13 protein-coding genes are annotated in these 18,141 nt (G+C 70.7%); 6 read left to right on the top strand and 7 right to left on the bottom strand.

What is annotated here, in order from left to right:
* Positions 1-12: 12 nt before the first annotated feature.
* From NLI01S_RS00715 to NLI01S_RS00725, 3 genes are all read right to left on the bottom strand, one after another.
* Complete coding sequence (locus tag NLI01S_RS00715; protein WP_067597432.1) at positions 13-1,212, bottom strand: TRAFAC clade GTPase domain-containing protein; 1,200 nt, start codon at positions 1,210-1,212, stop codon at positions 13-15.
* Positions 1,209-2,624 carry a hypothetical protein gene (locus NLI01S_RS00720; protein ID WP_067597435.1) on the bottom strand — a complete coding sequence of 472 codons (1,416 nt, stop codon included), beginning with the start codon at positions 2,622-2,624 and terminating at the stop codon, positions 1,209-1,211. The genes NLI01S_RS00715 and NLI01S_RS00720 overlap by 4 nt, the downstream gene beginning before the upstream one ends.
* A 249-nt stretch (positions 2,625-2,873) precedes the next feature.
* Positions 2,874-4,973, bottom strand: a complete 2,100-nt coding sequence (locus NLI01S_RS00725) for an acyltransferase family protein (RefSeq protein ID WP_084392214.1) — start codon at positions 4,971-4,973, stop codon at positions 2,874-2,876.
* 459 nt (positions 4,974-5,432) lie between these two features.
* On the opposite strand from NLI01S_RS00725, the gene NLI01S_RS00730 reads away from it, so the two are divergent.
* A complete protein-coding gene (locus NLI01S_RS00730; protein ID WP_067597441.1) occupies positions 5,433-6,518 on the top strand; it encodes a hypothetical protein in 1,086 nt (361 codons plus the stop codon).
* A gap of 43 nt (positions 6,519-6,561) precedes the next feature.
* Here NLI01S_RS00730 and NLI01S_RS00735 read toward each other — a convergent pair whose 3' ends face one another.
* Positions 6,562-7,770: an ROK family transcriptional regulator gene (locus tag NLI01S_RS00735; protein ID WP_067597445.1), complete on the bottom strand. Its 1,209-nt coding sequence runs from the start codon at positions 7,768-7,770 to the stop codon at positions 6,562-6,564.
* Between the two features lie 173 nt (positions 7,771-7,943).
* On the opposite strand from NLI01S_RS00735, the gene NLI01S_RS00740 reads away from it, so the two are divergent.
* The 3 genes from NLI01S_RS00740 to NLI01S_RS00750 all read left to right on the top strand — a co-directional run bounded on the left by NLI01S_RS00740 (position 7,944) and on the right by NLI01S_RS00750 (position 11,125).
* A complete protein-coding gene (locus NLI01S_RS00740; protein WP_067597447.1) occupies positions 7,944-9,308 on the top strand; it encodes an extracellular solute-binding protein in 1,365 nt (454 codons plus the stop codon).
* 99 nt (positions 9,309-9,407) lie between these two features.
* Positions 9,408-10,244: a carbohydrate ABC transporter permease gene (locus tag NLI01S_RS00745; protein ID WP_084392219.1), complete on the top strand. Its 837-nt coding sequence runs from the start codon at positions 9,408-9,410 to the stop codon at positions 10,242-10,244.
* A complete protein-coding gene (locus NLI01S_RS00750) occupies positions 10,241-11,125 on the top strand; it encodes a carbohydrate ABC transporter permease (protein ID WP_067597453.1) in 885 nt (294 codons plus the stop codon). Before NLI01S_RS00745 ends, NLI01S_RS00750 begins: the two co-directional genes overlap by 4 nt.
* 44 nt (positions 11,126-11,169) lie before the next feature.
* Here NLI01S_RS00750 and NLI01S_RS00755 read toward each other — a convergent pair whose 3' ends face one another.
* From NLI01S_RS00755 to NLI01S_RS00765, 3 genes are all read right to left on the bottom strand, one after another.
* Complete coding sequence (locus NLI01S_RS00755; RefSeq protein WP_067597456.1) at positions 11,170-14,307, bottom strand: alpha-mannosidase; 3,138 nt, start codon at positions 14,305-14,307, stop codon at positions 11,170-11,172.
* A gap of 98 nt (positions 14,308-14,405) precedes the next feature.
* Positions 14,406-15,794, bottom strand: a complete 1,389-nt coding sequence (locus NLI01S_RS00760) for a PEP/pyruvate-binding domain-containing protein (protein ID WP_067597459.1) — start codon at positions 15,792-15,794, stop codon at positions 14,406-14,408.
* Positions 15,791-16,399: a transcriptional regulator gene (locus tag NLI01S_RS00765; protein WP_223809053.1), complete on the bottom strand. Its 609-nt coding sequence runs from the start codon at positions 16,397-16,399 to the stop codon at positions 15,791-15,793. Before NLI01S_RS00765 ends, NLI01S_RS00760 begins: the two co-directional genes overlap by 4 nt.
* 274 nt (positions 16,400-16,673) lie before the next feature.
* Here NLI01S_RS00765 and NLI01S_RS26185 point away from each other — a divergent pair, with 274 nt between their 5' ends.
* Together NLI01S_RS26185 and NLI01S_RS00775 are read left to right on the top strand one after the other, a co-directional pair.
* Positions 16,674-16,982 carry a hypothetical protein gene (locus NLI01S_RS26185; protein WP_223809054.1) on the top strand — a complete coding sequence of 103 codons (309 nt, stop codon included), beginning with the start codon at positions 16,674-16,676 and terminating at the stop codon, positions 16,980-16,982.
* A 102-nt stretch (positions 16,983-17,084) separates the two neighbouring features.
* The gene (locus NLI01S_RS00775) at positions 17,085-18,023 is read left to right on the top strand and encodes a VOC family protein (protein WP_067597468.1); all 939 of its coding nucleotides are present in this window, start codon (positions 17,085-17,087) and stop codon (positions 18,021-18,023) included.
* Positions 18,024-18,141 lie beyond the last annotated feature (118 nt).

Here is an 18,141-nt window from a genome sequence, read left to right on the forward strand (position 1 = left end):
CGTCTCCCTTCCCTAGCGGTCCTTCGCCGGGACCACCCCGAACTCCGAGAGCATCCACAGGAACGGGTCCGCCACCCGGTAGGGGCGCACCCCGCCGTGCAGCACGTTGTCCTCGTCGGGCCCCTCACCCAACGCCGACACCCCGAAGTACCGGGCGTTGGCGTAGTGCGTGCGCACGTGGACGTCGACGTCTGCCGCGCCCCAACGGTGCAGGAGCTGTTGGACCTGGGCGTGCACGTCCTGGCCGTCACGGACGTCGAAGTGGGGCGCCTCCGGTTGGGGTCGGTGCAGCGGGGAGCCCTCGTCCAGGTCCTCGCGCAGCGCGTCGATCTTGCTCAGGCACACCGCCACAGGCGTCCTGATCCGCCCCCGAACGTGGTCGGACCGTCGCATCAGCAGGTCCGTGACCCGGCCGAGCATGTCGAACGACCGGTTCCGCGGACTCTCCAGCGCGGGCATCCGTGTTCCGGGCGCGGCCGAGGGTCGGGCGCCCTTCATCTGCAACGGATCCAGCAGCACGATCACCCCGTCGGCGTTGCGCAGGTACCGCAGGTTGGTCTCCACGCTGTCCATGTCGTGCAGGTCCTCGCCCGCGGTGTCCAGGAACGACAGCAGCGTGTGGTGCGGGCGATCCAGCAGCAGGCCGGGGCGCAGCCCGGTGTACCGGAAGACCAGGGGTTCGCGGGCCGCCCCGGTGCGCCGGGTCGCTCGCAGCAGCCGGCCCTCCTCGTACAGGGGAGCCTCGTAGTCGCTGCCGAACCGGTGCCGGGTGTGGTCGTCCGCGCCGCCCACCGACGCCCGGAAACGCGCGCCCACCCGGTGCTTCAACTCGTGGATGAGGACGGTCATGAACACGGTCTTGCCGGAGTCGCGGGCACCCACCAGGGCGATCACGCGGCCGCGCATCCGCCCGAAGTTCACCGGCAGCCGCGAGTGGCAGACCAGGCACACCTGTCGGTCGCTCGCCGACGAACACTGCGGACAGTGGGCACGGGGACGACGACCGTCGGCTTCGAACACCGGAGGCAGCCGTTCCTTGCGGCCCAGGTGGTCGCGCAGCGCCCGGTCCTCCTCCTCGGCGCACATCCGACCGTCGGGTCCGGGACGTCCCGGACAACGGAAACCGATCCGCCGTTCGGTGAAGACCGAGTAGCAGTACGGGCACACCAGACGCGGCCCCGTGAGCGGGTTCGCGGGGACGACGAGGTTCACAGTCGCAGCTCCCTGACCGAGGGCTGGCGAAGGCGCACGTCGTCGCCCGGGCCCAAGGGGAAGCACGTCAACCAACCGGGGGCGGCGTCCCACGGCGGACGCACCCGCACCGACACCCGCTCACCGGCCTCCAGGTCCTGTGAGGGCAGGACCGACAACACCCGGTCCCGGCCGGTGCGCGCGTGCGGCTGCACCTCACCGGGGGTGAACACGACCGCGATCCGCGGCATCCGGCAGGGCACGTCCGCGCTCAGGTGCACCAGCCGTTCGCGGCGCAGCAGCCCCACCGGTTCGACCCGGTAGTCCAGGACGACGCGGCCGGGCAGGCGCACGGTCGTGGGAACGCTCAACGCCTCGTCGGTCCCGGAGTGGATGGTGGTGCGGACCGTCACCACCAGGGGGCCCGAACCCATGGGCGTCTCGAACCCGCCCTCGGCGTCGTAGCGCACGCGCGTGCGGCGCTCCCAACCGATGGGCTCCCCGTCGCTCTCCTTCGCCCACGTCACCAGAGCCGATGAGGCGTGCTCAGGCCAGGACCAGCCGAGCCGCACCACGGTGTCGTACCGTTCGGCCCGCAGACCCGTCACGGGCGGGGCGACGACCACCCGTACGGGCGATCCCACCACCCGGCGCTCCCCGTCCTCGGTCATCGCCACCACGTGGGAGACCCCGGCCGGCAGGGACAGCGACAGCCGGTGGCGACCGTCGGACCCCTGGACGGGTTCGCCCGCCACCGGAGCCCCCGACGTCGCCGCGGTCGCGGTCCGGCCCACGTACAGCCTCACCCGACCCCGTACGGGCGGGGTCCAGGACGCCACCCGACCACCTGTGCCCGGATCGACGCGAAGGTCGCGCACGGGTTCGGCCCGCGGCCCTGGAACCGCCCTGATCAACAGTCCCTGGGAACCTCGAGTCCACCCCTGCGAGGTCAGGTACACCGCCCGTATCCGGTAGAAGTACTCCTGGTCGGCGCGCACCGACGTGTCGCGAAAGCCCGACCCGTCGTGCTCCACCGACACCACCCCGGTGCCCTTGCCGTGCGGTGGCGCGCCGGCTCCGCGCAGCACCTCCACCCGGGTCGCCTCCGGTGGCCGACGCCAGGACACCGCCACCTCCGACTCATCGACCGTCGTCCGCACCTCGGACACGTCCGGCGCGATCATCGCCGGGGTGCTCACCGCGGCCTTCGACACCTGTCCCTGCCGAACCGTCACCACCGTGTAGTGGGCGTCCACGCCCGCGCCGATTCGGTCGTCGACCAGTTCGACGCCGGTCACCTCACCGAGAAATTCCTCACGAGCGGTGCCTCCGTGACCGGTCCGGCGGCTCACCCGGTAGCCGACCGGGCCCTCGGCATCGGTGTCCGGCCGCCACGTCACCACCACGCGTGATCCGTCCACCCGTGCGGTCACGCCCCGAGGTGGAGACGGTGTCCGTGCTCGGGCGGTCGTTCCCCGGAGTGCGGGGGCGTCGGTGGAATCCAACGGGCGGCCTTTCACCATGGGGACGAAGGTGCTCGACGGGATTCGACGAGCATACTTCGCAGGGCCCCGTCCCAACGTGGCGAAACACCCTTTCGCGAAACGACTCGGAGGTCGTTTTCGATCCTTCGTCGGAACGGAAGAGAAAATTCTCTCCGATAAAGGGGAAAAGGGGTGAATCTACGGCAGGGACTTCTGCGAGGTCCGCGACAACGCCTGGTCCATCCGCGTCGCCAGGTCGTCGCTCAGCAGCCGCGCGTAGGTCTCGGTGATGTGGTGGGAGTCCCGGTACACCAGCACGTTGCCGATCACCACCGAACACGTGTCCTCGACACAGAACCGGTCGGTGAGGTCGACGATCTCGGAGTCCTCGACCTGTTCCACCGCCACCTCCTGCGGGTCGGCGGTCTCCATGGCCTGCTCGATCGGTCGGTCGCACTTCGTCGGGCTCCCGATGTTGGCGGCCAGGCAGTCCAACACGTCCTGGCTCACCCGAGGGGTGTCGCGTACGGCCAGTACCGGCACGCCCGCCTCGGTGATCTCATCCCACAGTCGCGCCATGCCCTCACCCATGACCCGTTGGACCTCCTCGGGGCCCTCGTCCCCGAGGCCGTAGGGGTTGCCCTTCACCGAGGAACTGGTGAACACCAGGTCGGGGTCGATCTCCAGGATCTCGTCGACCGTCTCGCGGTTCCACTCCTGGCAGTTCTCGTAGGGTCCGCCGTCCCGTCCCACCAGGATGTCGGTGAACGCGCACGCGGACTTGCTCAGGATCACCAGCCGCCAGCCGCGCTTCTCGCCGAGCTCCTCCAGGGCGGGGATCCATTGCAGGCTGTGCGAGTCGCCGGTGATCACCACGGTCGACTCGGCGTCGTCGGGGCCGTAGGCACACCAGTCGCTGGGATCGTCGTCGTCGAACCCGGCGTGGCAACCGTCGTCGTAGGTGCGGGGCACGTCGTCCTCGGCGTCGATGGGGGAGGGGTAGAGCATCTCCGAGGACGGGGCCCCGCCCTCCAACGCCTTGGGCCCCACGTGCACGGACGGGTCGAACTCGACCGATGCCATCCGGCCGACCCGGTGCGTGGCGGCGGCCGATACCAGGGCCACCGCCAGGATCCCGCACACGGCCAGCGCCAACGCGGCGCGGCCGGTGCGCACGAGCTTGTGCCGGGCCACCGGGTCCTCCACCCACACCTTGGTCCCCCAGGCGAGCAGTACCGAGACCCCGGCCGCGAGCACGACACCGAGCGGGCCGAGAGAGCCCCGACCGAGCAGTGCCGGCGTGAAGATGATGACGGGCCAGTGCCACAGGTACAGCGAGTAGGAGATGTCGCCGAAGAACCGGGCCGGTCGGGTGCTCAACACGACCGAGGCGGCCGGTCCGGAGGGGCTCTCGGCGGCGATCACCGCGACGCAGCCCAGGATCGGCAGCAGCGCCGTGTACCCGGGGAAGGGCGTACCGGAGTCGTAGAGCAGGGCCGATGCCACGATCGCCGCCAACCCGAGCCATCCCAGCGGCAGCCGCAGACGTTCCGGCAGCGACCCGTGGGACATCCCCACGGCCGACAACCCGCCCGCCGCGAGCTCCCAGGCTCGGGTGACCGGCCAGAAGTAGGCGCCCGCGTCACCGGAGAGGGTCATCCAGACCGAGCAGGCCAGGGACGTCACGAACACGGTGCCGAGCACGGCGGTCAACACCCCGTTCCCCGCCCGCCACCAACGCGCCGCCAACGCCCACAACAGGAACAACAGCGGCCACACCAGGTAGAACTGCTCCTCGACCGAAAGCGACCAGAAGTGCTGCACCGGGCTGGGCGGGGTCTCCGCCGCCAGGTAGTCCAACGCCTGGTCGGCCAGGTACAGGTTCTCCACCCACAGGGCCGAGGCGAGCAGCTGCCAGGCGGTGTCGCCCAGCCTGGTCACCGGTAGCACCACCAGCGACACCGCACCCGTGACGAGGAGGACCAGGGTGGCCGCGGGCAGCAACCTGCGCACCCGCCGCACGTAGAACCTCCCCAGCGACACCCGTCCGTTTTCGGTGACCTCGCGCAGCAGCAACGACGTGATGAGGAAACCCGAGATCACGAAGAAGACGTCGACGCCCACGTAACCACCGGGGAGCAGTTCCGGCTCCAGGTGGTAGACGAGCACGAGCAGGACGGCGAGGGCGCGAAGGCCTTGTACCTCGGGTCGGAACCTGGTCAAGGTGGTTCCGGTCCGCCCATCGCCCTTGCCTGAGGAAGGGACGGGCGGCTGCGCGGGGAGAGCGGGTGATCGCATTGGGCCATGGTGGCGCGTTCGGAGAAACCTTTGGTACGGACACGGCAATGCTTCAGTGAGAATTTTCCGAACCGTCGTTCCGAAGTGAACGCGACCTGTCCCGAACGTCACCGAATCACCCACCCTCGGACACCGTTCCACCCCTCGGTGACATGTGGGTAACGCAGATCACACCCTGGCCGGAGTTTCCTGATTCCCCGCCGAAAGAACGCGGAAAAAAGAAGAACGGCCTTTCTGATTCCGCCCTTTCTGAACATTATCGAGTTGTGGTCGAGTCGCCCCACCCTGGAAGAGTGGTCCGATTCCTCCTGGCCGGCGGGGGAGGTTCCCGCGGTGACACGGGAGGGTCTCCGCGGGAGCACGACTCGGCATTGGTGGCACGAGCACGCTCGTTCTCGGGCAGACTGGCATGTGGACCTTCCCAAGTCATTCCCCTGCCCCCCGCAAGAGGAGACACCCGTGGCCCCCTACACCCGCACCCGCCTGGCGGCGGTCGTCGTGGTGCTGCTCGTCCCGGCGGTGCTGTATCCGCTGGTCGGGCTGTGGGCACTGGTGTGGATTCCGGTGGCGTTGCTACTGCTGGGGATGGCCCTGGCGCGGCCGGCGGTGCTGGCCGGAGTCGGGCCCGCCCTGGTGCGTGCGCTGTCCGCGACCGGACCCGAGGTCGAACCGCGATCCGTCGAGGTGGAGGAACGGCGCGATGGCTCCGACCGGGGCTCCGACCGGGGCGACGAACCCGACCCGGTTCCGGCGCCGAGTGGTGAGAGCGGTACCCGCGGGGTGCGTCTGCGCCGCACCGCGCTGCCCAGCGCCGAGGACGACTACGAATTCGTGTTCTCCGCGCGGGTGCACTGGCGGTGGGCCGGCCGCATCGACCTGCGGCTGCGCAACCCCGCCGGTCCCGCTTCGCACTCGATCCTGCTGCGTGCCCGCGAGGTCCTGGCCCACACCCGCCCGGAGGACCGTGGGGTGGTCGAGGTCGAGTTGACCGCGCTCTTCGCCAACGAGTCCCCCGTGGCCGACGGCATCGTCGAGGTGTGGGCCGACGACGTGCGCGTGGACCTGGAGGACGAGGACGAGGAACGCCTGAGGAGCATCGTCCGCCTGCGCAAGGATCGGGCCCTGTGGGAGGCCGAACACGAGGCCGAGTCGGTGCGCGCCGTCCTGCGGGACGCCCCGGCGAGTGGACCGGGGCCCGTACCCGGAGGCCCCGCACCGGACCCGAGGCCCTCGCCCGCGCGTTCGTCGACCGAGGAGCCGATCGAGGAACTGTCCGGCCAGATCATCGAACACTTCGAGCACCCCGTCTCCGGCAGCGGCGTCGACGACGAGGGTTATGAGAGCTACTGGTGGCCCGCCGACCCCGGTGAGGACGAGGCCGCCATGCAGCAGGACGTCCAGGTCGCCATCCTGCGCGGGCTGATCGACTCGGTCCCGGGCGAGGCCGAGCGCGCCGCGTTCGTTCGGGAACAGGTGCACCTCCTGGAGCGCGGTGGCTTCGCCCACGTGGCCGAGCGCATCCAGTCCGTCTATCCCGACCACTGATCCGGCCGATCACAGCGCCCCCAGCCCCACTCGGGCGCGGGGCTCAGACGGCGGTGAACTTGGGGGAGTAGGCGGCGTGCAGGACCAAGGTGGCCGCGCCGATGGCCCCGACGTCCTCACCGATCAGGGACGGCTCCACCCGCACCCGGCGCACCCCGCGGGCTATGGTGCGTTCGGCCACCGCGCGGTCCAGCGCCCGGGCGTACAGCGCACCGATGTGCGACATGCCCCAGCCGCCCAACACCACCACCGGGACGTCCACCAGGTTGAGCAGGGTCACCGCGGCGTCGCCCAGGCGCCTACCGGCCTCGCCCACCACCGCCGCGGCTACCGGGTCCCCGGCGCGCGCCTCCCGGCACACCTTCCGGTACGCCGCCACCGTGCGGGCCTGTCCGCGTCCGTAGTCCGCCCGGTCCTCCCCGCGTCGGCGGGCGGCCTCTGTGGCGACGGCGTGCGGGGCCGTGTAGGTCTCCAGGCAGCCCCGGTCGCCACACGGGCAGTCCGGTCCCCGAGGGTCCACGGTCACGTGACCGATCTCGGCAGCGTTGAAGGTGCCGCCGCGATACACGTCGCCGTCCAGCACCAGGCCGCCGCCGATGCCGGTGCCCACGTACACGAACGCCATGTCCTCGGAACGCTCCGCGCCCCCTGCCCAGCGTTCGCCGATGGTCGCGGCGGTGGCGTCGTTGTCGATCACCACGGCCAGCCCGGTGCGTTCGGACAGGTCCTCACGGAGCGGGACCGACCGCCATCCGGGCAGGTGGGGTGGGGTGACGGCGCTGGCGGAACGGTCGATCGGCCCGGGCGTGGCCACCCCCAGCCCCAGGACCCGGTCGGGGGCGGGCGAGTCCGCCACGATGGCGCGCACCGAACGGCTCAGGGCGTCGATGACCCGGCGCGGACCTTGGGCCGAAGGTGTGCGCCGGCGGGAGCGGGCCACCACCCGGCCGGCCAGGTCGGTGACGACCAGGGTGGTGGAGGCCGGGTCGATGTGCATGCCCACCGCGTAGTAGGCGCCGGCGTTGAGCCGCAGCATGGTGGCCGGTTTGCCGCCTCGCGAGAGGGCCCGGCCGTCCTCCAGGACCAGGCCGTCCTCCAACAGGCGCCGCACGATGTTGGAGACCGTCTGCGCGGTCAGCCCGGTCCGTTCGGCCAGTTCGACCCGACTGACCCCGTCGGAGCGGCGTACCGCGTCGAGCACCCTGCTCTGGTTGAGGTCGCCCAACCAGAGCAGGTTGGTGCTGGTGCGCATGCGTGGAGTCCCTCCGCCTTGCCGGTGCGGACACCCGGCCGCCCGTCCCACCCGAGGGTAACCGCACCGGTTCACCCGACTTCCCCCATTGTCTTTATCCAAGGTTTTTAGTAAGCATGTGATACGGCTCACTCTCCCGGGTCGCCCGGCCATCGCTGCGTGAGGGGTACACGATGAGGGGAACTCCACGGAAGACCACCCGGGCGGCGGCCGCCGCCGCACTCCTGGCCCTGATCGCCGCCGGCTGCTCCTCGGGGGAGGCCCGGGACGCCGACACCGTACGGATCGCCTACCAGAAGTTCGGGACCTTCATCGCGATGGACTCGCTGATGCGCAAGGTCAAGGAGGAGTTCGAGGCCGACAACCCCGACGTCACCGTGGAACTCAACGCCATCGAGGCGCAGGCCGAGGACTACCAGACCCAGGTCAACCTCATGAACGGCTCCGCGAGCGAGGCCCCCGACCTGATCTACCAGGACACGTTCACCATCAACCAGGACGCCGACGCCGGCTACCTCATGCCGTTGGACGACCACTTCGACGCCTGGGAGGACGCCGAACGGTTCAACGAACAGGAGGCCGAGGCGGTCACCTCGCTGGACGGAACCCGCTACGGGGTCATGCTCGGCACCGACGTGCGCGGCCTCTGGTACCGGACCGACTTCCTGGAACAGGCCGGTGTGGAACTCCCCTGGGAACCGGCCACCTGGGACGAGGTGCTCGACACCGCCCGCGCCGTGCGGGAGGAGTTCGGCGACGAGGTGGTCCCGCTCAACGTCTACTCGGGGACCCCCGCCGGTGAGGCCGCATCCCTCCAAGGCTTCCAGATGCTGCTCCGCGGCACCGACGACAGCCTGTTCGATGAATCCTCCGAACAGTGGGTCTCCTCCAGCACCGGGTTCACCGAGTCCCTGGAGTTCGTCCGGACCGTCTTCGACGAGGACCTCACCCTCGCCCCACAGGACGCCCTGGACGCCAACATCGGCACCGTCAACAACGAGGAGCGCTTCCCGGGTGGGGAGATGGCGATCAGCCTGGAGGGCCCCTGGGCCACCCAGTCCTGGATCGAGGACGCCAACCGGCCATGGCCGGAGTGGGAGGACCACATGGAGTTCACCCCCATGCCCACCCGGGACGGGCAAGGCGCGGGCGTGAGCAGTATGTCCGGTGGCTGGGCCCTGTCGATGGGGGCCCACGCCACCGACCCTGATCTGGCCTGGCGGGTCATGACCCACGCCCTGAACCAGGAGAACGCGGTGAAGTTCGCGGTCGAGGGCGGCCAGATCCCGGTGCGTTCCGACGTCGCCGAGGACCCCGGCTTCCTGGAGGCCGCGCCCAAGGCCGAACGGTTCGCCGAACTCGTCGACGTCACCGGTTTCCGGCCCGCCTACAGCGAGTACCCGAGGGTGTCCCTGGCGATCCAGGAGGCCATGGAGGTCGTCATGCTGGGCGAGGCCACCCCGGAGGAGGCCGCCGAACTCTACGCCCGGGAACTGGAGTCGATAGTGGGCCCGGACAACGTGACGGACGGTTCCTGACCGGTGGCGGTCACGACCACCCGCGACGACCGGACCACCCGGAAGGCCGAGGCCCACCGAGGTCGGCGGTGGGCGCTCTCGGCCCGCTGGGTCCTGCCCATGGGCCCCGCCCTGTTCCTGCTGCTGGCGTTCTTCGCCGGCCCCATCCTGTGGACGGTGTGGGCGTCCCTGACCAACGCCGCCCTCACCGGCGCGCAGGCCGCGCAGACCGAGTTCGTCGGCTTCGCCAACTTCGAACGCCTGCTCGCCGACACCCGTTTCCGCGAAGCCACCCTCCTGACCGTGCTCTTCCTGGTGGGGTGCGTGTTCGGGCAGACCGTGCTCGGACTGACCCTGGCGCTGCTGATGCACGACCGGCACGGCGCGGTGCGCGCCACGGTCGGCGCGATCGTGGTGGGCGCCTGGGTGGTCCCCGAGGTCGTGGCCGGGTTCGTCTGGTACGCGTTCCTGGAACGGGAGGGCGGCTTCAACTCCGTCCTCGGGTTCTTCGGCGCGGAGCCGCAGAACTGGCTGTTCACCGCACCCTTGCTCGCGGTGGTGTCGGCCAACGTCTGGAAGGGCACCGCCTTCTCGATGATGACCTACTCGGCGGGTCTGTCGGAGGTGCCCGACGACCTCAAGGAGGCCGCCAGGGTGGACGGAGCCTCCTCCTTCCAGGTACTGGTGCACGTGGTGTTGCCGTTGCTGCGCCGCACGCTGGCCACCACCCTGCTCCTGATCACGTTGCAGACCGTGCAGGTGTTCACGCTGATCTTCGTGATGACCTCCGGCGGACCGGGCGCGCGCAGCACCACGCTGCCGCTGCTGATGTACCAGGAGGCGCTGCGCATGGGCGACCTGGGTTATGGCACCGCGATCGCCCTGGCGTTGCTGGTGGTCGCCGGCCTGTTCTCCGTCGTCTACGTGTGGATGCTCAGCAGGGAGGAACAGCGATGAGTCGTGAGCGGAGCGGCGGGACCGGCGCACGCACCGGAACGCGGATGGTGGTGAGCGCGCCCGGCCGAGTCGCCTCGACCCTGCTGACGTACCTGATCCTGGGCGGGCTGGCCGTGGTGTTCCTGGTGCCCATGTTGTGGATGCTGTTCGCGTCCGTGGACACCGAACCCTCCCTGCGCGCGGGACTCCCCACCGCGCTCACCCTCGACCACTTCACCGCGATCATGACCCCCGAGATCGTCTACCGGCCGATCTGGAACAGCGTCCTGACCTGTGGGGGAGCGGCGGTGATCACCGCCTTCTGCTCCATGCCGGCCGCCTACCCGCTGTCCCGGTACAACCTGCGCTTTCGCAAACCGTTCCTGTACTCGGTCCTGTTCGCCACCGGTCTGCCCATCACCGCGATCATGGTGCCCGTCTACGGGATGTTCGTGCAGGCCGACCTGTTGAACTCGCTGACCGCCACCACCCTGTTCCTGGCCGCGAGCACCCTGCCGTTCGGGATCTGGCTGACCAAGAACTTCATCGACGGCATCCCCATCGCCCTGGAGGAGGCCGCCTGGGTGGACGGGGCGTCCGCCTGGCAGTCCCTGCGCCACCTGGTGGCTCCGCTGCTGGCCCCCGGCCTGGCGGTGGTGGGGATCTTCACCCTGGTCACCACCTGGGGCAACTTCTTCGTGCCGTTCATCCTGCTCACCAGCCCGGAGAAGATGCCGGCGGCGGTACGCGTGTTCGCGTTCTTCGGCCAGTACGGGAGCGTGCGCTACGGCGAACTGGCGGCGTACTCGTTGCTGTACACGGTGCCGGTGGTGGCGCTGTACATGGTGGTCTCCCGCGCCATGGGCGGCCGGTTCGCCCTCGGCGGCGCCATGAAGGGCTGAGGGAGACCCGCCGGTCCCGGGGCTTCGGGGACCGGCGGGACGAATCAGAGCTCCAGGCGCAGGGTGAGGATTTGGAAGGGGCGCAGACCCACGTTCACCAGACGCGGGCCCCGACCGTCACCGTCGGCCGGTGCCACGGCCGACAACAGCTCCGGGGCGCCCTCGTAGTCCTCCTCCAACAGGTTCACCGCCCGCACCCCGCGCACGGGGAAGCCGGTGCGCAGCGACGTCCGAGCACGCCCACCGCGAGCCTCGTAGAGGCGCACCACCACGTCCCCCGAACGGTCGTCGGCGAGCTTGACCGACTCCACCACCACACCGGGATCGGCGACCTCCACCAGCGGATCCACCGCGCTCGCGCCCGGCGCCGAACGCACCGGCAGGTTGATCCGGTACCCCTCGCGCACCGCGTCCTCGATCTCCGCGCCGGGTGCCAACGCGTAGCGGAGCCGGTGCTCGCCCTGGTCGGTCTCGGGGTCGGGGAAGCGTGGTGCCCGCAGCAGCGACAGTCGCACCGTCGTGGTGGTCCCACCGTCGGAGCGCACGTCACGGGTGACGTCGTGCCCGTAGGTGGAGTCGTTGAGCACCGCCACCCCGTAGCCGGGTTCGGCCAGGTGCACCCAGCGGTGCGCGCAGATCTCGAACTTGGCGGCGTCCCAGGAGGTGTTGGTGTGGGTGGGCCGCTTGACGTGCCCGAACTGGATCTCCGACGACGACTCGTGCGCCCGCACGTCCACCGGGAAGGCGGCCTTGAGGAACTTCTCGCGTTCGTGCCAGTCCACGATGGTGTCCACGTCCATCCGCCGAGCGCCCGGTGACAGCGACAGAACCTGGGTGAGCGAGGATTCCCCGAAGGAACGGGTGACGCGCACGCCCACGGCGCCCTCGGAGAGCGCGACCTCGGCGGCCTCTTCGGTGGTGAGCGCGGTGACCGAGTCGACCTCGGTGAGGTCGGTGACGCTGTTGCGGTAGAACTCGTCCACGTCCCAGGCGTCCCACTGGTTCGGGACGTCCTGGTGCAACTGGAGCAGGTTGCCGGGTAGCCCAGGAGCGAGCACCTCCCGGCCCTCGGGTTCGGCAGAACGGTCCAGGACCGACGTCACCAGCCCCCGGTGGTCCACCCGCGCCGTCAACAGACCGTTGTCCAGGACGAACCCGTCGTCGTCGCCGGTCAGGGTGGGTTCGACGGAGCCCTCGACGGTGGGGGAGGGGACCCGAGAACGCGGCGACGCCCCCAGCGCGGGCACCCCGTCGCGTTCGTGGGGGGTCGGGTTGAACACCACCTCGTCGCCCTCACCGCCCTCACCGCCGGTACCGGCGGCGCTTTCGGCGCCGGCCAGAGCCGCCTGTGCCCGTTCGATGATCTCGGTCAGTTCCGCGGCGACCTCCCGGTAGGACTCGGCGGCCTCACGGTGCACCCACTGGATCGAACTCCCCGGCAGGATGTCGTGGAACTGGTTGAGCAACACCGTCCGCCACACCCGTTCCAACCGCTCATAGGGGTACTCGGCACCCACGCGCACCGCGGCCGTGGCCGACCACAGCTCCGCTTCGCGCAACAGGTGCTCCGAACGCCGGTTGCCCTGCTTGGTCGCCGCCTGGCTGGTGTAGGTGCCCCGATGGAACTCCAGGTACAGCTCGCCCGACCAGACCGGGGCGTCGGTGTACTCGGCGTGCGCCCGCGAGAAGAACTCCTCGGGGTGCTCGATCGTCACCCGAGGCGACCCCTCCAGGTCCCGCGACCGCGCGGCCCGGCCCAACATCTCGCGAGTGGGTCCGCCACCGCCGTCCCCGTGCCCGAACGGCACCAGCGAGTACGAGGACCCGCCCTTGTCCCGGAAGTTGCGGGAGGCGTGCGCCAGCTCCGCCCCGGTCAACTCCGCGTTGTAGGTGTCCACCGGTGGGAAGTGCGTGAACACCCGGGTGCCGTCCAACCCCTCCCACCAGAACGTGTGGTGGGGGAACCGGTTGACCTGGTTCCACGAGATCTTCTGGGTGAGGAACCAACGCGACCCGGACAACCGCACCAGCTGGGGCAGGGCCGCCGAGTACCCGAAGGAGTCCGGCAGCCACACCTCCTGGGTGTCCACCCCCAACTCGTCACGGAAGAACCGCTTGCCGAACACGAACTGGCGGGCCAGCGCCTCCGCCCCCGGCATGTTGGTGTCGGACTCCACCCACATGCCGCCCACCGGAACGAACCGGCCCGCCTCGGCCTCCCGCACCACCCGATCGAACAGCCCCGGCTGGTACTCCTTGAGCCACGCCCACTGCTGGCCCTGCGACATCGCGAACACCAGCTCGGGGTGGTCTTCCAGCAGTCCCACCACGTTGGCGCTGGTGCGCGCCACCTTCCGAACGGTCTCGCGCAGCGGCCACAGCCACGCCGAGTCGATGTGGGCGTGCCCGACCGCCGAGATCCGATGCGCTCCGGCCGTGGCGGGCGAGGCCAGCTCCGGGGCCAACACCGCGCGGGCGCGCTCGGCGCTGCCGGGCACGTCCTGTGGGTCCAACGCGTCCAAGGTGCGGCCCAGCGCGCGCGACAGCCGCCAGCGTCTGGGGTCGCCCTCGTCGAGTTCTCGGGCCAGCCCGCCGGCCACCTCCAGGTCCAGGGCCAGCTCCCACACCCGGTGCTCGAAGATCGCCAGGTCGGCGCGGGCCAACCGGTACAGGGGTTCGTCATCGGGGCCGCGCCCACCGCCGAGTTCGGTGGGCTGGAACGGCGGATCGTCGAGGATGACGGGGTTGGCTGCGGCCTCCACGTGGAACTCCACCTCCTCGCCGCCGTCGCAGGGGGAACCGACCGGAATCCACGCGTTACGAGGGTTGAGGCCCTTGACCACGGTGCCGTCGGCGCGGTGCACCAGCCCCTCGCTCTGGAAGCCGGGCATGCCCACGTCGAAGCCGAGGTCGACCACCGCCTCCACCCGCCGACCGGCCCACTCGGCGGGCACCCGGCCGCGCATCCGGAACCAGGTGGTGCCCCACGCCGGCCCCCACGCGTCACCCACCTGGGCGGGTTCGTAGGGCGCGGCGATCCCCTCCGCCGCCGGTACCGGTTCCCCGGGCGCGTCCCAGCGCGCCACCTCCAAGGGGACCGATGTTCCATGCACCGCGGGCCACACCCGTTCCCGCAGAGCCCGTTCCAGTCGTGCCTCGATCAGCCGCCGGTCGTCATGCACGGTGGGTCTCCGATCACTCGTCCCCTGGCAGGTGCTGCGTACGTTGCCGGCGTCACACGACTTCGTCAATGCTTTGGACGAAGTGGTGTGCGGGGAGTTCAGGGTCGGTGGCGATCGAGAACCCGCTGGGCGGCGCGAAGCCGTTCGACCTCGGACAGATCGGGACCCTCGCCGGAGACCTCGTCGGCCCAGACCAGCAACCTGTTCAGGTGCGGGATCGCGGTGCGGGTCGTCACCTCCGAGCGGCCCGCGACCACCAGGCCGGCGGTGCCGTCGACCGTGACGACGTCCCCGTCGGTCAGCGTGTGCGCGCCGACGCCGACCACGGCGGGCCTGCCCAGGGAACGCGCCACGACCGCCGCGTGCGAGGCCGGCCCGCCCCGTTCGGTGACCACACCCGCGGCCGCGGCCAACCCGCTCATGTCCATGGGCGAGGTCTCCGGGCGAACCAGGACAACCGGGCCCTGGGCCGCCATCCGGACCGCCGCCGCGCAGGTGGTGGCCGCCCGACCCGTCACCACGCCGGGGACCGCGCCGATTCCACGGGCGAGCGGTTCCACACCGGGCGCGAGCACCACGCGCGGGGTCCGTACCCGTTCCAGGTGCGCGGGCGCCACACGGAGCAGCGCCTCCCGCCTGGTCGACGTCCCCTCGTCGACCAGGTCCACCGCCACACGCACGGCCGCCGCACCCGTGAACCGGCCCGGGCGGGCCTGCAATAGCCACAGCCGGCCGGACTCGAAGGTGAACTCCACGTAGCAGGCGTCGCGCAGGTCCTTCTCGACGAGCGTCAGCGCACGTGTCAGGTCGGCCCACACCCCGGGTTCGCGGTGGGCCAGATCGCCCAGGGGTCGGGTGCGGGAACCTCCGGAGACCACCGCGTCGCCGCGACTTCCGAACAGCACCTCGCCGTAGGGGCCGGGCGCCCCGGAGTTCGGGTCGCGCCCGAACGTCACCCCCGCCCCGCTGTGTTCGTCCCGGTCTCCGTCCACCATGGTCTGCACGACGACGGCGGTGCCCAGGTCGTGCGGAATGCCGTGCAGGGTCCGGTAGGTGCGGGCGCGCGGGGTGTGCCAGGAGGCGAACACGGAGCGGATCGCCGCCCGCACCTCCTGCCCGGGATCGGGACCGGTGCCCAGGCCCAGGACGGTGTCCATCATCCCCGGCATGGACACGCTCGCCCCGGAGCGCACCGACACCGTCAGACGGCGATCGGGGCCGGGGCCGGCGTCGGGGGCGCCGAAGGTCCGGCCGGTGACGGACTCCAGCCGGGCGAGGGCGACGTCGAGTTCGGCGTCCAACCCCACGGGGAACACACCGGAGTCGAGGAAGGCGCGGCACGCCTCGGTCGTGACGACGAAGGCCGCCGGAACCGGCAGTGCCAGCCGTATCAGGCCCACGAGCCCGTGCGCCTTGGCGCCCAGCAGATCGGGGGTTCCCGTCTCGTCCGCCGTGAGCGGGCGCGTCCAACGCGCTTTGGGGCTCATCGGGTGATCCCCAGGGTGGCGAGCAGGTCCTCGTGCAACTGCGACCACACGGTGTGGAAGGAGTCGGTGGCGTCGGCCACCTGGTCGAGTTCACCGGCGTGGGCCCGTTCCAGGGCTCCGGCCAGCCGCACCCGGTAACGTCCGAACCGGGGCAGGGCCAGGGCCAGGTCCGCGCAGACGCCGTCGCGTCGGCGTTCGAGGTCGGCGAAGGCCGCCAGCACTCGGGCGTCGTAGGCGGGATCGGTGTGGTCGTTGGCGGTGACCACCCCGTCGAGGGGACGCAGCTGCCAGGCGCCGCACAGGTCGAGCGCCTCCGGGTTGAGTTCCTCGAAGGCCTCGTGGGTGCGCACGGCCAGGTCGCGGGCGCCGGTTCGGTCGAGTTCGGCGCCGACGCGCTCGGCATCGGAGATCCGGCCCGCCTCGGTCGGGCCCCAACCACCGAAGGGTCCGGGGGTACGCGTGACCAGACCGGCCACGGCCAGGTCGATCAGCTCGGACTCGACGTCGTCGTGGTTCAGCCCGGTGGCCTCTGCCAGGCGTTCGATGCCGCAGAACCCGACGACGCGCAGGCCGTGCAGGACGAGTAGGTCGTGTGGTGTGGTCACCGGTGGCACGCGGATCGGCCCTCTCCAACGATGGGATCCAAATGTCGTCAACATCTGGATGATAGGAACATCTCTATTGTAGGCCGGGGTGGATGGCGGCCGCACGCGGCGACGGCACGTGCGGGCCGGCGACCCCGCGCTGGGGCTGCCCGAATCCAGGCCGTCTACGTGCTCATGGACGCCAAGACGCTCACCCCGAGAGCGCTCGTCGACGGGGTGGGTCTGACCTCGCTGCCTGCCCCGGCCACTTCCGCGGTCGCGGCAGTGCGGTGACGTGGTGCTCGCCATCGGGGAGGGCACCCTGAACGTCGACGACCTGGTCGGACCGGCCCCGCTGGTGCGTGGTGAGCTCACCCGTCGCGCCGACCGGCCCAACGTGTTCAAGGGCTCGGGCATGTCCTGCCGGGACCTGGCCGTCGCCTTGGGCGTGGCGCCCACCGACCGACCGGCGTCCGGCCACGCCGAGGGGCTCGCCGCGATGCTGTTCGGCATCGAGGCGGGCCCCTCGGTGTTCTGTCACGTGCCCCGTGCCGGGTTCGAAAGCGCCTGGTGTCAAGGGGTTCCTCCGTCGCCGAATATTTGAGAGATCAAGTGACTAGCTAATATCTTCCTGGGAAGGTATGCTGTGGTCAAGCGAGTGGGGCGACGAGGCACCACCCGGACCCCTGCGGAAAGGAACCAGGTCATGGCCGCCAACGCGACGACCCGGCAGAACAACGACATCGCGCGAGTCCTCAACCCGAACACCGCGATGGACGCGGTCACCCTGCGCGTGGGCGACCTCGAACTGATGAGCTCCTACTACGCGAACGCCCTCGCCCTCGAACCGGTGGAGGAGCGCGCGAACGGCCGCCGCGTCCACCGGGTCCTGGGCCGCGGCACCACACCCATGGTCCGGCTCGTCTCCACCCCGGACCTGCCCGCCGTCGACCGCCGCGAGGCCGGTCTGTTCCACACCGCCTTCCTCTTCGAGGACCGGCAGAGCCTGGCCGCCACGGTCTACCGCGCCGCCCAGGACAGCCGCAGCCGCTTCGTCGGCTCATCCGACCACCTGGTGAGCGAGGCCTTCTACTTCACCGACCCCGAGGGCAACGGCATCGAGCTCTACATCGACCGTCCGCGCTCGGAGTGGAGCTACGCCCCCGGCGGCGAGCTGCGCATGGCCACCGAGTACCTGGACCCCAACGCCTTCCTGCGCGAACACCTGGACCAGAGCGTCGTGGACTCCGCGCCCCGCCTGCCCGGCCTGGTCGGCCACGTCCACCTACAGGTCGGCGACATCGACCGGGCCCGCGACTTCTACGTGGACACCCTCGGGTTCGAGACCACCGTGGGCAGCTACCCCGGAGCCCTGTTCGCCGCCGCGGGCGGCTACCACCACCACGTCGCGATGAACACGTGGAACAGCCGGGGAGTGGGCCCGCGCGCCTCGCGCCTGGGCCTGGGCGACGTGGCGGTCACCGTGCCGGCCCGCGAGGACCTCGACTCGCTGGTCGCCCGTCTGAAGGCCAAGGGCACCGCCTTCGCGGACGACGGCCGGTCCGTTTCCGCCAAGGACCCGTGGGGCACCCAGGTCACCGTCAGCCTTCCGGGCACCGGTGTGGAGGACCTGCTCAAGGCCTGACCCGCACCGGAACGGGGCCCGCCTTCCTCATCCCTCGGAAGGCGGGCCCCGGACACCTCCCCGGCCTCGATGAGTAATTCCAAGGGTGGGCGTGGTGGTTGGAGGTGGCCGGTGGTGG

The organism is Nocardiopsis listeri NBRC 13360 (assembly GCF_001570765.1).
GTDB lineage: Bacteria > Actinomycetota > Actinomycetes > Streptosporangiales > Streptosporangiaceae > Nocardiopsis > Nocardiopsis listeri.